Consider the following 14,921-nt stretch of genomic DNA (forward strand, 5'->3'; position numbering starts at 1 on the left):
GGCCCTTGATCGCGCCGGACAACGGTCCATAGTTGAGACGTGCGCATAGGGGTCAAGCTCTGATCGTCAATGTGATCTCGGGATGATGCTTACGCCTGATCAGCGGGTGGGCCGACCGCGATTCCCTTCATGAATATGTTGACGGTCTCGTTCGTCAGACTTTGTCGCTCCTCCTGTGTGGGAGTCTCCATGAGGCCAAGCAAACAGCGCAGTTGGAAGTCTGCAGTGAGCGCATCAAGAAAAATGGCCGAACGTCGATAGGCGTTCCCGGGAGTGACCAAACCGGCGTCTTCGGCCCATTTGAAATACTCTTCCAGGCATCGGTATGACGTCGCCGGAGCCGCCGCAAAGAAGGTCCGTGCTGACTCGGGCGCTCTTGTGGCTTCGGCAACAACCAGTCGGTGCAGTGCCAATGTACGCGGGGCAAGGACGACGTCGTAGAACGTGCAGGCGATCAATTCCAGGGCTTCGCGCAGCGGCATCCCCTTCAGGTTCAACTTGGTTAGCGGAGTCACGATCTCCGCGCACAGGCACCGGACAATCTCCGAAAAAAGCCCGTCCTTGTCGCCAAAGTACGAGTAGAGGGTTCGCTTTGATCCGCCGGCCTTCGCAATCACTGCGTCAACAGTGACGCCACTATAGCCGCTTTCTAGAAAAAGCTCCGCTGCGGAAGCAAGGATTGCGTCGCGCTTACGTTCTCGATGTTTCATAGTGCCGATGATATCCCATGAAGGTGTCTTTGGCTCCAGGATATCGACGCCAGTTGCCGCGAAATAATGTGTGTGTCATCGACTCGAGGCGCTCGATGATTCGTGTTTCCGAGTCGTTCTGCGCGACCAGTCCTTGTGTCCCCACGGTTCATTTCGACATCCAACGAGAGCTGTGACCTGGATCGCCAACCTTGGACGCCGAACTTCGTAATACGTGAGTCCCGTGGCGAACAGGGTGGCCCCGTCACGGGGGACGTCGCTCTTCGGCCCGACGATTCGCGGACTGTGCTTTGACCTAGGTCAATAAAACTCTTGACAGACGGTGCGAGCAGGCATAACTTTAATGAAACGGTACTGTACCGTACCCTTTAAAACAAAGCCCAACCACAACAGGAGAGAGCCATGCGATTCGTCGCTTTCGAACAAGACGGTAATGCGGGTCTGGCAGTCGAGTACGCCGGACGCTTGAGGGGCGCGCTCGCGGGCAGCCCAAACTACCCGGGCGGACTTCAGACGTTGATTGCCGGCGGTCATGCGGTCCTTGACGCGGGGTATCGAATGCTGTGCGAGTGTCCGGCGATCGATCTGGCTGCGATACGTCATCTGCCACCTGTCACGCAGCCGTCCAAGATTGTCTGCGTCGGTCTGAACTACGCTGACCACACCCGCGAGAGTCCGTACGAGCAGCCCAAATACCCGACATTCTTTCCGCGCTTCGCTTCGAGTCTGATCGGTCATGGCGACGCACTGATCCGTCCGAATGTGTCCGAGCAGCTCGACTTCGAAGGCGAGCTTGCCGTGATCATCGGTAAGGGTGGACGCCACATTGATCGGGAAAGGGCCCTCGACCACGTGGGTGGCTACTCGATCTTCAATGAGGGGTCGGTGCGCGATTTTCAGTTCCTGTCACCGCAATGGACGGTGGGAAAGAACTTCGACGGCACGGGGGCCTTCGGGCCGGTTTTTGTGACGCCCGACGAGCTTCCCCCGGGGGCCAAGGGATTGCGTCTGGTGACACGTCTCAACGGCGAGATCGTTCAGGACGGAAATACGGCGGACATGGTCTTCGATGTTGCCGAGTTGATCGCGACCCTGAGTGTTGCGGTGACGCTCGAACCGGGGGACGTCATTGTGACCGGCACGCCTGCCGGGATTGGCTGGGCGCGCAAGCCACCGCTGTACATGAAGCCAGGTGATGTCTGCAGCGTTGAAATCGATGGCATCGGGATGCTGGTCAATCCGGTAGCTGACGAGTCGGCGTGAGCCCGTGACTGGGCAGGCAAGATTATATAAATGCAATGTAACTATCAGGAGTCGTTATGGAAGTCAGTAGAGTGGAAGCATTGAATACCTTTCGAGGGCCAGCGGACCGGTTCTCCGGCGAGGTGTGGCTCGATGAATTGGCTACGAATCCGAATGTTGACCTGCATGCCTACCGCGTCAATTTCGCACCGGGCGGGAAAACGGCGTGGCACGCGCATGCCGGGGGGCAGCTGCTGCTGATCGTGGCCGGAGTTGGGTACGTCCAGGAACGTGGTGGTCCCCTCAGGGAGATACGACCAGGCGATGTCGTCACGATCGCTCCGGGCGAAGAGCATTGGCACGGCGCTACGGAAGACAGCTTCATGTGCCATATCGCTTTCCAGCACGCCGCGTCGGACGAGGCGATCAACTGGCTCGACCACGTCAAAGGCGGAGCTCTCTGAGCACCGTCAGTCATGTCGGACTTGCACCCGCTGCCTGTCACGAGGCACCCGGGTGCATGCAGAAAAATATAGAGGAGACATTGTCGTGATGAGAATCAGAGACATCAATCATGTGGTCTATCGACATCGTGATCTGGATATCGTCGAGAGATTCCTGACCGATTTTGGGCTGGTCGTTGCCCACAGGACGGATCGTCAGCTATACATGCGGGGGGCCGGGTCGATTCCGTATGTCTATGTTGCCGAGCGTGCAGACACGCCGTCGTTCGGGGCCATCGCATTCGCGCTCGAGACGGCTGAGGATCTGCGGGTTGCACAGTCGTTGCCGGGGGCATCGAAGCTCGCGCGGCTCGGTGCACCGGGAGGTGGCATGTGCGTCACGCTAACCGATCCGGCCGGCAGGCGCATCGAGCTGGTTCACGGAATTGAACCGGTTGATCCGATGCCGATGCGATCCGCGCTCCAGTTGAACACGGCCGACACGAAGCGTCGGTTCGGCGATGTACAGCGAGCGCCGCGAGAACCGGCCCAAGCCTTGCGTCTGGGCCATGTTGCTCTGGGGGTTACGGATCTTGCGCGTAACCTGCACTGGTATACGGAAGTTCTCGGGCTGCTGCCGTCTGATCTCGTGGTCGAGGCGCAATCAGCGTCGCCGAGCGCAGCCTTCCTGCGACTCAATCGGGGCGAAGCGTGGACCGACCATCACACCATCGCCCTGTTTCAGGCTCCCAAAGACCATATTCATCATGCGTCGTTCGAGGTTCAGGATCTCGACGCCCAGTTTCACGGAAACGCCTGGATGGCATCGCGCGGATGGTCACCCGTTTGGGGCGTCGGCCGTCACGTCCTGGGAAGCCAGATCTTCGACTACTGGCGGGATCCGTCCGGAAACGTCGTCGAGCATTTCACAGACGGAGATCTGTACACGCGCGACTCGCCCCTCGGGCACACGCTAGCGAGCGACGATAGCCTCTACCAATGGGGCCCCCCCATGACGGTAGAGCGCTTCCTCGGTAAGGCCAGCCAGCCCTAACCACGAACGACGTTCAATCCCCGCGTAGATGGGGAAGGCAACGATGCCACCCAATAGGAGGAGTGCCATGAACACCCGATTGAACGCGAACACGCTGGATCAGTTGTTCCGCGAAGCACGTAGCCACAACGCTTGGTTGGACAAATCAATAGACGATGAACTCCTGCGTGAGCTGTATGAGTTGATGAAGTGGGGCCCGACCAGCGCGAATAGCCTGCCCGCCCGAATCGTCTTCGTCCGCACGCCGGAGGCCAAGCAGCGCTTGCTTCCGGCACTCAAGCCCGGCAACGTGGAGAAGACGCTAACGGCGCCGGTTACGGCGATCATCGGCTATGACGTCAGGTTTTTCGAACGCCTTCCGAAATTGTTTCCGCACAATCCAGCGGTCAGGGACTGGTTTGCCGGGAACCCCGAACTGATCGAGCAGACGGCCTTTCGCAACAGTTCGCTGCAGGGGGCGTATCTCATGATCGCAGCGCGGGCGCTCGGACTCGATTGCGGCCCGATGTCGGGATTCGATCACGCGATCGTCGATCGCGAATTCTTCTCGGCAGAAGCGGAAGGCCACGGGATCCAGCAGGAGGCCAGTCCCCTCAGTCACATCAAGTCGAATTTTCTGTGCAACCTCGGCTATGGCGACCACCGCGGGCTATTTCCTCGCAGCCCGCGACTGAGCTTTGTCGAGGCATGCGAAATGGTGTGATGCCAAGGGGGGCCACCGCCCCTGACTGAATTTGGTGGAATCAGATCAGACGTGCTCGACGTTGCGGCGTGCCGCGACGGGGAAGCGCACGCATTCAAACAGAGAGCAGGAGACAAAGATGCTGAACAAACTCACCCTGGCGGCCTGCGCGGCCGTCCTACTTTCGGCATGCCAGCCAGCTTCCGAACAGGCTCAAACAGGTCAGACGTTTCGCCTGACTGCCGGTGCAAGTCATCCTACAAGTTTGCCATGGGTGGGCGCAATTTCTACCTATTTCATACCGGAGATCAACCGACGTGTCGCCGCGCTCGGCAAGGGGTACACGATCGAATGGCAGGAGGCATATGGAGGGCAGCTCTACAAGGCCAATGCGACCTTGAGTTCTGTGGCAGAAGGCATCGTCGACCTTGGCTGGGTGTTCAGCAACCTTGAGGGGGCAAAACAGCCCTTGAGCCAGGTCACCATCTATGCCCCTGCCGTCACCGATGATCCGTTGATGATGATGGAGGTCTTCAACGAGCTCAATGAAACGGTGCCGGCGTTGCGGGACGAGTGGGAGGGCAACAACCTGGTCTTTCTTGGGGCCAACAGTGGTGATCCATACCACGTGTTCTCGACCTTCCCACTTCGTTCGGTTGCCGACCTGAATGGACGCAAGATTTCCGCCCCGGGGGTGCTCGCATCGTGGATGCGGGGAACCGGCGCAGTGGCGGTTGGCGGGGCAATGACCACGTATTACACGGACATGCAAACGGGACTGTCCGAGGGCGCGCTGTCGCTCACCTCCGGTGTCATGAGCATCAAGTTGCTCGAGGTTGCGCCCTATGTGGCAAAAGTCAATCTCGGCTCGACCTACTTCGGGGCCCTCGCTATCAACAAGAACTCTTGGGAAAAGCTGCCGCCCGAGATCCGCTCGATCATGAAGGAGGTCGGACGGGAGTACTCGCGCAAGATGGGCGAGGCGGTCATGACGATCTACCACGAGGCGATGGCATCGGTGGAACGTGACGGTGATAAGCGCCAGCCGCCTGTGAGCTCCATCGAATGGACGCGTGAGCAGCGCCTCGAGTGGGTCAATTCCATGCCCAATATCGCTGCGGAGTGGGTGGCTGCGAACGAAGCGAAGGGGCTTCCGGCGCGGGAGGTGCTGACGGCCTACATGGCGGCAATGCGGGCACGTGGCGCCCAGCCGCTGCGCGAATGGGACAAGGAACTCTGAGTCGCAGCGCCTGGAAAAGGAGCATCGAACATGGAATTAAATCAAAAGCCCAACCTGCGCCCCTGTGTGGATACGAACCAAGGCGTTGCCACCGAGCGCGGCGGTGACTCGCCATTCGGGCGACTGATCGACGGACTCAACGGGCTCGGCTCGTTGCTGATCTTCGCAATGATGGTACTCGTGTGCAGCGACGTCGCGGCGCGGTCGTTTTTCGATCAGCCGATCTATGGCGTTGCCGAAATGGTGGCGCTGTCGATCGTTGCGATTGTCTTCTTGCAACTGGCGAGCACCCTGCGCCACGGGCGTATGACCCGCGCCGACCTGTTCATAGACGCACTGCTGCTGCGGCGCCCCCGTGCCGGCCATCTGCTGAGCGCGGTATTCAATGCGGCCGGCCTGTTCGCTTGCGCGGTCATCGTGATTGCCACCGCGCCACTGCTGATCCGTGCCTGGAGCGCAGGGCTGTACATCGGCGTCGAGGGCCTGTTCACGGTGCCAACCTGGCCGGTCAGGCTGATCGTCCTCTTCGGAGCAGGAATCACTGCGCTGCAGTACCTGGTTCACGCATACAAGGACCTCCGTACAGCGGTCCGCGGTGCATCACATTCGGAGTAGCAATCATGTCGGGTATCGAAATCGCAGTGGTGGCTGTCGCCCTGATGCTGGTGCTGATCTATCTCGGCATGCACGTGGGTGTCGCGTTGATCGTGATCTCGTTCGCAAGCCTTTACCTATTGCGTGATGTTGATCTTGCAAGCCGAATGGTTGCAGCGGCGGTGAATGACTCGATCAGCGACTACCTCTATGGAGTGGTACCGTTGTTCGTCCTGATGGGGATGCTGGTATCGGTGTGCGGCGTCGGGCGCGACACGTTCGATGTCGCCGGATGGTTGCTGCGCAGGCTCCGCGGCGGGCTGGGCATGGCCACGGTCGCGTCAAATGCGGCCTTCGCGGCCATCACCGGTGTAAGTATCGCCTCCGCGGCGGTGTTCACGAAGATCGCCGTACCGGAGATGGTGCGTCACGGGCACACAAGCAAGTTCTCGGTCGGTGTCGTCGCCGCCAGCTCGGTGCTGGGCATGCTGATTCCACCCAGTTTGCTGATGATCATTTACGGGATTCTTGCGGAAACCTCGATCGGCAATCTCTTCATTGCCGGGATCATCCCTGGCCTGATGCTGGCGCTGCTCTATTGCGGGCTGATCTTCTGGATGGCCTGCGCGTGGCCTAAATTTATCGGCACAGGGCGTGTGGACGAGACCCTCGTGCCCAAGGAAACCATCGGTTCCGCCACGAAAAAGGCACTTCCGATCGTGTCGCTGATTCTGCTCGTGCTCGGCGGTCTGTACGGGGGGATCTTCACGCCGATCGAAGCGGGGGCCGTCGGCGCGCTGGGCGCTCTGATTCTGGCGTTGGCCCGGCGGCGTCTGACGCTACCCAAGATGTGGCGCGTGCTGGTTGAAACCGGGCACGTTTCGGTCGCGGTGCTGTTCCTCATCATGGCAGCAAGTCTCTACAGCCGCATGCTGTCGATGACGGGGCTTCCGGGCGCGATTGGAGAATTCATCGCGGGCCTTGGCCTTGGTCCGTATGCCTTCCTGGTGGTCTACATCCTGGTCGTGCTGATCCTTGGCTGCATTCTCGATTCGGTGTCGATCTTGCTGATCCTCGTGCCGATCGTGGTTCCGATCGCAGAGGGATTCGGCATGGATCTGATCTGGTTCGGCATCGTGACCATCGTTGCCGTCGAGATCGGCCTGATTACCCCGCCGTTCGGCATCTCCGTCTATACCGTCAAGGCATCACTCGACGATCGAACAATCGGAGTTCGGGAAATATTCGCCGGCGTGCTGCCGTTCGTGGCATGCATGTTGGTGGCGCTGGCGATTCTCGTCGCATTTCCGATTCTAAGCACTGCTCTGGTCCCCTAGACGACCATGGCAGATCACCCGGCATAAGCCGGTTCCGCACCAAAGGGAGACAAGCATCATGGCATTGGAAAGTGTAACGGCAGATGAGATCGTGGGGCTGTGCCGCGCCAAGGGGTTTCTCGCCAAGCCGTTGTTCGTCGTTACCACGAGCCCCAAGGCTTCGATGGAAACGATTCTGCAGCACGTCGAGGAGCATCTGGCCTATCAGGTGGAACTCGAACGCGAGGGAATCATGTTCGCAGCCGGACCGCTGTTCTCCGAGGACGGTGAGCGATGGACGGGCGAAGGACTGGTCATTGTGCGCGCCGACGATCTGGGTGAGGCCCGTCGGATCGCCGCAGCGGACCCGATGCACAGTAGCGGGGCACGGAGTTTCATCGTGCGCCCGTGGCTACTGAACGAGGGCACGCTGACCATACGTGTGAGCTACTCGGACGGTCGGCGGGAAGTCCTCTGACCGACTCATGACCCACCTACGCCGGCAAACAGCTGATGCAGACCGCCAAACCATGGGATGTGTAATGGATACCGAGCTTGCGAGGCGCGCGATCGAGGCACTCGACCGCGTGCGTTACGACGCGATGATGCGCGCAGACGTGGAATCACTTACGCGGATTCTGGATGACCAGCTTGTCTATACGCATTCGGATGGAACATACGATGACAAACAGTCCTATCTGAACGGCGTATCCAGCGGCAAGTGGGTCTATCGGGATCTCACTGCCAACGGGGGGTGCATGCGCCTGATCAACGACACGGGCTTCGTCAATGGAGACATTCGGCTCGACGTGATGATCGAGGGGTTTCCGACCGTGCTGAACTGTCGCTATCTCGCGGTCTGGATTCGTCGCAGGGATGACTGGCGATTGGTGGCGTGGCACGCCACACGAATACTCAGGGAATAGCTCCTGGCTGAGTTCCCGCGACTACCGGTTTCGACCCGATAACCGGACTCCACTTTCGACTTATCCGACGGGATGAAAACCGTCGGTGCTTACGGGCGCTTTCACAGAGCGCTCGGGACCTGTGCCGTCCCTAAGGCACGTAGTTCCACCAACCAGAGAGGACGATCATGACTACATTACTGAATCACTTCATCAACGGACGGGCACGAGAGGGCACAAGCGGGCGCTTGATCGACGTCTGCAATCCTGCGACCGGCACGGTCGAGGCGCTCGCTCCGCTTGCGAGCAGGGAGGAGGTCGACGCGGCCGTCGCGGCCGCCCGAGCGGCCTTTCCCGCCTGGGCAGCCACGACGCCGTTGCGGCGCGCCCGCATCCTGAGCAAATTCAAGGGGCTGCTCGAGGCCAATGCCGACCGTTTGGCGGCGCTGATCTCAGCCGAGCATGGCAAGGTCCACTCCGATGCGCTGGGAGAGGTGACGCGCGGCATCGAAGTGGTGGAGTTCGCCTGCGGAGCGCCCCACCTGCTGAAAGGCGAAGTGACCGAGAACATCGGCAGCAGTATCGATTCGCACGCGCTGCGTCAGCCGCTCGGCGTCGTGGCCGGTATTACGCCGTTCAATTTCCCTGCGATGGTTCCGTTGTGGATGTTTCCAGTGGCGCTGGTATGCGGGAACACCTTCGTCCTGAAGCCCTCGGAACGCGATCCGTCGGCGCCGCTTTTTCTCGCGGCGTTGTTGCAGGAAGCGGGCCTGCCCGCCGGCGTCTTCAACATCGTCAATGGTGACAAGGAAGCGGTCGACGCCATCCTCCATCATCCCGACATCCAGGCTGTCAGCTTTGTCGGCTCGACGCCCATCGCACGCTACATCTACGCGACGGGTTCGGCTAACGGCAAGCGGGTGCAGGCGCTCGGTGGCGCCAAGAACCACATGGTGGTGATGCCCGACGCAGACATCGACAAGGCAGCCGATGCGTTGATCGGCGCCGCATTCGGGGCAGCGGGCGAGCGATGCATGGCCATCTCGATTGCCGTCGCCGTCGGGGATGCAGTTGCCGATGCGCTGATCGAGAAGCTGGCGCCCCGAGTTCGAACGCTCAAGGTCGGGGCAGGGGCGGACCCAGCCGCCGAGATGGGGCCTCTGGTAACGCAGGCTCATCGCGACAAGGTCAGATCGTATGTCGACATTGGTGTCGAGGAAGGTGCGCAACTGGTGGTCGATGGGCGCGAGGTCCGCGCAGACGATCCACAACTCGCCAAGGGCTATTTTCTCGGTGGCAGCCTCTTTGACCGGGTGACGTCTGATATGCGCATCTACAAGGAGGAGATCTTCGGACCGGTTCTGGGCGTGGTGCGGGTCAAGAGCTATCGGGAGGCGGTCGACCTGATCAACGCTCACGAATATGGAAACGGGACGGCGATTTTCACGCGCGACGGAGATTCGGCCCGCATGTTCGCGCACGAGATCCAGGTCGGCATGGTAGGGATCAACGTTCCAATTCCGGTGCCGATGGCGTTCCACAGCTTTGGTGGCTGGAAGAACTCGCTGTTTGGCGACCATCACATGCACGGCCCCGAGGGGATCCGTTTCTACACCCGGCTCAAGACCATTACTTCGCGCTGGCTCTCGGGTGTCCGCACCGGGGCTGATTTCGTCATGCCAACGATGAGCTAGCCCGGACAGGGGCTGCGACGAGGGCGCAGCCCCTTCGATTTTTCACCCAATTTGTAATGGGCGACGCGAGTTCGTCCAGGGATTCGCTCGTTCAAAAAATCAGCGATCAAGGATCGTGGTGGAGGAGACAAAATGAGGAAGGCACAAATAGCTTGGATCGCACGTATTGTCGGAGCACTTGCGATGGTATTGCCAGTCGTCTCGTATGGGGCTGACTGGAGCGACACATTCATGGGTTACCGCTATGGCGCCAGATTCACGGAACCCAATATCCGCTCGGATATCCGGAAGCACATCGTCCAGTTCGGTCATGCGAGCGGTTACAGGCTAGGGCAGAACTTCATGAACGTGGATGTCCTGCTTTCGGACCGGAACGACCCGGCCCAAGGCGGCGAGACAGGCGCTACGGACGTGTATCTGATGTACCGGCATCAACTGCACCTCGGAAAGGCGTTCGGTCGATCGTTCGCTTTCGGGCCGGTGAAGGAAGTTGGCATTACGGCGGGCTTCGACCTGAGCACCAAGAACACTGCGTTTGCGCCCCGCAAGCGCATGGTCGTCCTGGGGCCGACGCTGAAGTTCGATGTGCCGGGGTTTCTCGACGTGAGCCTCCTCTACACGGTGGAGCGCAACCACTGCGGATTGTCGGTGTGCAGCCTTCCGCAGAATCACAACGAGCATACCTTCGATCCCTACCTGATCGTGAACGCCGCATGGGGCATTCCCTTCGAGTTGGGGGCGGTGCCAATGAAGTTTCAGGGCTTTGCAAACTACGCCACGCCGAAAGGACGCGATTACTTCAACGTGCAGACGAAGTCAGAAAGGCTCGTTCGCACGTCAATCATGGTCGATGTAGGACGAATGGCATGGGGTGCAAAAAACAGCCTCTGGGTCGGCATCGGCTATGAGTACTGGCGGCACAAGTTCGGCAATCACGGCAAGCCTGGCGTCAATACCCGCGCACCCACCATCCAGGCCGAGTGGCATTTCTGATCGGTGAGTCGAGTGCGCAGATCGGTCGGCGGTTCACCTATGGCCGATCTGCGCGATCCACTCTCCACGCTCGAATGATCCCGCGCGGTCGGCACAGGTGCTACTTGGCTTCGTCCTGTTCAGTCTTCGTCGATCCCGGCGAAGCTCTCCGCGAGGTGATCAATGAGCGTGCGGACAGCAGGAAGCAGACACCGGCGTGAGGGATATACGACATGGATGAGCTCCCTGCGCGGTGCCCAGGTGGGCAGCAGGCGCACAAGGGTGCCCGACGCCAATTCGTCGCACACCATCAGGGTGGGCAATTGCACCACGCCGACGCCGACGAGAGCGGCGCGCTTCAGCGCGACCATGTCGCTGGTGACAAGGCGCGGATGATGAACGACTTCCCTCTGCACGCCCTCCGGGCCGAACAGGGTCCAGGTGTGTTCGTCCTGTACCGGGCCCTGAGAGAGGCTAGGGTAACGAGCCAGGTCGGCAGGGTCGCTCGCCGCGCCAACTGCCGCCGTCAGGACAGGGCTGGCAACCATGCATTGGCTGCGGTCCGACAGAATGCGCAGGACCAGATCGCTGTCCGGCAAGGGCGCCGGCCGAACGCGAATCGTCAGGTCGATCCCCTCGCTCACCGGCGATACGGCTCGGTTGGTTGCCTCCAGGTGAACCGAGACGTGCGGGTGGGTCGCCATGAAGTCTGCCAGCATCCGCCCGACATGTGCATGCAGCAGTGCGATCGGACAGCTCAGGCGGACAACACCGCGCGGCTCCGACCGTGTCATCTCGATCGCTTCGCGTGCGGCTTCGGCCTCGACCAGCATCGCACGGCAGTGCTCGTAATAGGTCTGGCCGAGTTCGGTGACCGAGAAGTGTCGGGTAGAGCGCTGAATCAGGCGCACGCCGAGCCGCTCCTCCAGCAGGGCAATGCGGCGACTGAGCTTCGACTTCGGCAATCCAAGCGCACGCCCCGCAGCCGCGAAGCCGCGATGCTCGATCACTCGAGCGTAGTAGTAAAGGTCGTTGAGGTCGTCCATGAACCGTCGATCCCGAATTGATGATTGATAGCATTGTTCTACAGATGAGACGATGAGTGCAATAAATGCCGTCTTCTCGCCATAACGATTCGTTCCTATAGTTAATGCAAGGAACACAGACCAAGCTTTCAAGGAGATGAGGATGAAACGAGTGCTGGGTGTTTATCGTGCGCCCCGTGCCCACTGGGTCGGTGATGGATTTCCGGTGCGTTCGCTGTTCAGCTATCAGCGTCACGGCAAGCAGCTAAGCCCGTTCCTGTTGCTTGACTACGCCGGTCCCGCACGCTTCGAAGCGACGAAGCGCCGACGCGGCGTCGGGCAGCATCCACATCGAGGCTTCGAGACGGTGACCATCGTGTACAAGGGCGAGGTCGCGCATCGAGACTCGACTGGCGAAGGCGGCGTGATCGGGCCAGGAGACGTGCAGTGGATGACGGCAGGAGCCGGAATCTTGCACGAGGAATATCACAGCGAGGATTTTGCGCGTGTTGGGGGTGATCTGGAGATGGTGCAACTCTGGGTGAACCTGCCCGCCCGTGCGAAGTCGGCCCCGCCGGGCTACCAGGCGATTGTCGGAGGACAGATCCCGACAGTTGAGTTGGCCAACCGAGCGGGGAACGCAAGGATCATTGCCGGTGCGTTTGAAGGCCGTCGCGGTCCGGCGAGGACATTTACCCCGATGAATGTGTGGGATCTGCGTCTCAATGACGGCGGGATCGTCCAGCTTCCGGTGCAGGCGGGATGGACGGCTGCGCTGGTCGTGTTGTACGGCACTGTACTTATAAACGGCAGCGAGCTTGTTTGCGGTGAGCAACTCGTGGTGCTGGACAGATCCGATGCTGACGTCCTGGTTGAGGCGCACTCTGATGCGGTGGTGCTGTTGCTCAGTGGCGAGCCGATCGACGAACCGATCGTCGGGTATGGGCCATTCGTCATGAATAGCGATACCGAGATTGCGCAGGCCATTGCCGATTTCAATGCAGGTCGCTTCGGGGCAATTTCCCGCCCGGGGGAAGTCGTCGCGGCCAGAGGACCATCGGCGCCGAGCGTGGTGGAACCCCCGGACGCCTCCTCATCACGATATTGAAGAACTGGCACGCGGCATTTTCGCCGCGGGCCAAGACGCGTCGCACGCGTCCGTCATTCAAACCGATGGAAGCGATGTGGCCATTTTCCCCGCAGAGAGAAAGGAGCACATTCATGAACAAGCCCTATGTACGTCTCGACAAGAACAATGCCGCAGTGCTGCTGGTCGATCACCAAGCTGGCCTGCTGTCTCTGGTACGGGATGTCGAACCCGACAAATTCAAGAACAATGTGTTGGCGCTCGCCGATCTGGCGAAGTACTTCAAGCTGCCGACGATCCTGACCACGAGCTTCGAGGATGGACCCAACGGCCCCCTGGTGCCGGAACTCAAGGAAACATTCCCGGAGGCGCCCTACATCGCGCGACCCGGTCAGATCAATGCCTGGGACAACGCCGACTTTGTAAAGGCGGTGAAAGATACTGGCAAGAAGCAGCTCATCATCGCCGGCGTGGTGACCGAGGTCTGCGTCGCCTTTCCCGCGCTGTCCGCAATTGAAGAAGGCTACGATGTCTTCGTTGTGACCGATGCGTCGGGAACGTTCAACGAACTTACCCGCCATTCGGCGTGGGATCGCATGTCTGCAGCAGGCGCCCAATTGATGACATGGTTCGGCGTAGCCTGCGAACTGCATCGGGACTGGCGCAACGACATCGAGGGCTTGGGTACGCTGTTCTCGAACCACATTCCCGATTACCGTAACCTGATCACCAGCTACACCACGCTCAAGGCCGGAAAGTAAAGGCTTGAGCCAAGTCGCGCACGGGCCGGGCCGGGCCACTTTCGGGTGCTCGCGCCGTGTGCGATTCGGAGAGCTGGAGTGTGTAAGCCGATGGAGAAGGTTATGAGAAAAGCCCGCACTGCGGAAGTGACTTCGGACGAGACCGTGACCGGGATCATCGTTCATCAGCCGCGTCGCGAAGCATATGAGGAGTATGAACGGTGGCTCTTGGAGATACGGGAGATGTGTCGGCAGTTTCCCGGCTATCTCTCGACCGACGTGATAAGGCCAGTCAGCGGGCATGAGTCGTATACGACTGTCATTCGGTTCGCGGGGGTCGAGCAGCTCAAGGCCTGGATCGAATCCGATGTACGTCGGGAGTACTTGCAGCGGATCGAACACGCATTGGAAAAGGAAGACCGATATGTCATTAAGACCGGGATCGATTTCTGGTTCGTCCAACCGGCGACGGTCACGCCGCCCAAGCGCTACAAGCAGTTCATGCTGACGCTGTCGGTGATCTTTCCGCTCACGATCGTGGTGCCGTGGCTGCTCGGGCCGCCGCTCACTACTCAAGGCGGGTTTGCCGCCTTCTTGCTCGGCAAGCTTCTTGTGGCTGCAGTGATCGTGTACTTGGTGGTCTATCTGATCATGCCTCGGTACACCCGGCTGCTCGCGACCTGGTTGTATCGGTAGTGCGACGCGGTCCGCACAGACGTTTGCGATAACTTCGAGGTTTCTACGAGCATCTGTGGGCCAACGTCACGAATATCCGGCCACTTCAGGTTGAGGCGAGCGCGCCCGCAGCAGAGCAGACCGCGACCGACATACTGGACAACGCTAGCGTCCCGGCATCAGGCCATCGTGCTCAACGACCGCCAGCACGAGGGCTGAACCGCTCGCTTGGCGCCGGTCCCGACGGATTCACGGGCGGAATCAACGCTTGCAAGTAAATGGAGCTGCCGTCCTACGTCACTGATGAATGCGGTCATTGTGGTGATCAAACTCGCCAACGTCTGCCACCTGTCCGACACCGGCCATTCAACTGAACGACCGCCACCGGCGGCTCCGGCCGAGGACTGAACGTCGGCCACTGCCGCTATCCGACGTCCTTCGCGGCACGCTTCGGCAGGACCCAGTCGGCGCGCGGATAGTGGCAGGTGTAGCCGCCAGGATAGCGTTCGAGATAGTCCTGGTGCTCCGGCTCGGCTTCCCAG

At 60.2% G+C, this 14,921-nt stretch carries 16 protein-coding genes; 14 read left to right on the forward strand and 2 right to left on the reverse strand.

Going from position 1 to position 14,921, the window contains the following annotated elements:
• Positions 1-89 precede the first annotated feature (89 nt).
• A complete protein-coding gene (locus AC3A35_RS13055) occupies positions 90-710 on the reverse strand; it encodes a TetR/AcrR family transcriptional regulator (protein WP_487436541.1) in 621 nt (206 codons plus the stop codon).
• A 402-nt stretch (positions 711-1,112) separates the two neighbouring features.
• Here AC3A35_RS13055 and AC3A35_RS13060 point away from each other — a divergent pair, with 402 nt between their 5' ends.
• The 11 genes from AC3A35_RS13060 (at position 1,113) to AC3A35_RS13110 (ending at position 10,873) form a co-directional block, all read left to right on the forward strand.
• Entirely contained in the window at positions 1,113-1,973 is an 861-nt protein-coding gene (locus AC3A35_RS13060; RefSeq protein ID WP_487436542.1) for a fumarylacetoacetate hydrolase family protein, read from the forward strand.
• A 56-nt stretch (positions 1,974-2,029) separates the two neighbouring features.
• Complete coding sequence (locus AC3A35_RS13065; protein ID WP_487436543.1) at positions 2,030-2,416, forward strand: (R)-mandelonitrile lyase; 387 nt, start codon at positions 2,030-2,032, stop codon at positions 2,414-2,416.
• A gap of 88 nt (positions 2,417-2,504) precedes the next feature.
• Positions 2,505-3,449, forward strand: coding sequence for a 2,4,5-trihydroxytoluene oxygenase (locus AC3A35_RS13070; protein ID WP_487436544.1), 945 nt, complete (start codon positions 2,505-2,507; stop codon positions 3,447-3,449).
• Positions 3,450-3,516: 67 nt separating this feature from the next.
• A complete protein-coding gene (locus AC3A35_RS13075; RefSeq protein ID WP_487436545.1) occupies positions 3,517-4,152 on the forward strand; it encodes a malonic semialdehyde reductase in 636 nt (211 codons plus the stop codon).
• 118 nt (positions 4,153-4,270) lie between these two features.
• Complete coding sequence (locus AC3A35_RS13080) at positions 4,271-5,371, forward strand: C4-dicarboxylate TRAP transporter substrate-binding protein (RefSeq protein ID WP_487436546.1); 1,101 nt, start codon at positions 4,271-4,273, stop codon at positions 5,369-5,371.
• A gap of 30 nt (positions 5,372-5,401) precedes the next feature.
• Positions 5,402-5,986 (forward strand): TRAP transporter small permease subunit, encoded by a 585-nt coding sequence (locus AC3A35_RS13085; RefSeq protein ID WP_487436547.1) that lies wholly within the window; start codon positions 5,402-5,404, stop codon positions 5,984-5,986.
• Between the two features lie 5 nt (positions 5,987-5,991).
• Positions 5,992-7,302 (forward strand): TRAP transporter large permease, encoded by a 1,311-nt coding sequence (locus tag AC3A35_RS13090; RefSeq protein ID WP_487436548.1) that lies wholly within the window; start codon positions 5,992-5,994, stop codon positions 7,300-7,302.
• Between the two features lie 58 nt (positions 7,303-7,360).
• On the forward strand, positions 7,361-7,759 hold the full coding sequence (locus AC3A35_RS13095; protein WP_487436549.1) for a YciI family protein: 399 nt from the start codon (positions 7,361-7,363) through the stop codon (positions 7,757-7,759).
• 64 nt (positions 7,760-7,823) lie between these two features.
• Positions 7,824-8,207, forward strand: a complete 384-nt coding sequence (locus AC3A35_RS13100; RefSeq protein ID WP_487436550.1) for a nuclear transport factor 2 family protein — start codon at positions 7,824-7,826, stop codon at positions 8,205-8,207.
• A 167-nt stretch (positions 8,208-8,374) separates the two neighbouring features.
• Complete coding sequence (locus AC3A35_RS13105; protein ID WP_487436551.1) at positions 8,375-9,880, forward strand: CoA-acylating methylmalonate-semialdehyde dehydrogenase; 1,506 nt, start codon at positions 8,375-8,377, stop codon at positions 9,878-9,880.
• Positions 9,881-10,111: 231 nt separating this feature from the next.
• A complete protein-coding gene (locus AC3A35_RS13110) occupies positions 10,112-10,873 on the forward strand; it encodes a hypothetical protein (protein ID WP_487436552.1) in 762 nt (253 codons plus the stop codon).
• Positions 10,874-10,992: 119 nt separating this feature from the next.
• On the opposite strand, the gene AC3A35_RS13115 is transcribed toward AC3A35_RS13110, so the two are convergent.
• Positions 10,993-11,898: a LysR family transcriptional regulator gene (locus AC3A35_RS13115; RefSeq protein ID WP_487436553.1), complete on the reverse strand. Its 906-nt coding sequence runs from the start codon at positions 11,896-11,898 to the stop codon at positions 10,993-10,995.
• Between the two features lie 142 nt (positions 11,899-12,040).
• On the opposite strand from AC3A35_RS13115, the gene AC3A35_RS13120 reads away from it, so the two are divergent.
• The 3 genes from AC3A35_RS13120 to AC3A35_RS13130 all read left to right on the forward strand — a co-directional run bounded on the left by AC3A35_RS13120 (position 12,041) and on the right by AC3A35_RS13130 (position 14,400).
• Entirely contained in the window at positions 12,041-12,985 is a 945-nt protein-coding gene (locus tag AC3A35_RS13120; RefSeq protein WP_487436554.1) for a pirin family protein, read from the forward strand.
• Positions 12,986-13,098: 113 nt separating this feature from the next.
• Complete coding sequence (ycaC, locus tag AC3A35_RS13125) at positions 13,099-13,725, forward strand: isochorismate family cysteine hydrolase YcaC (RefSeq protein WP_487436555.1); 627 nt, start codon at positions 13,099-13,101, stop codon at positions 13,723-13,725.
• A 102-nt stretch (positions 13,726-13,827) separates the two neighbouring features.
• Positions 13,828-14,400, forward strand: a complete 573-nt coding sequence (locus AC3A35_RS13130; protein ID WP_487436556.1) for an antibiotic biosynthesis monooxygenase — start codon at positions 13,828-13,830, stop codon at positions 14,398-14,400.
• The last annotated feature ends 521 nt before the right edge of the window (positions 14,401-14,921 follow it).

This window comes from Azoarcus sp. Soil_N_20, assembly GCF_057656155.1.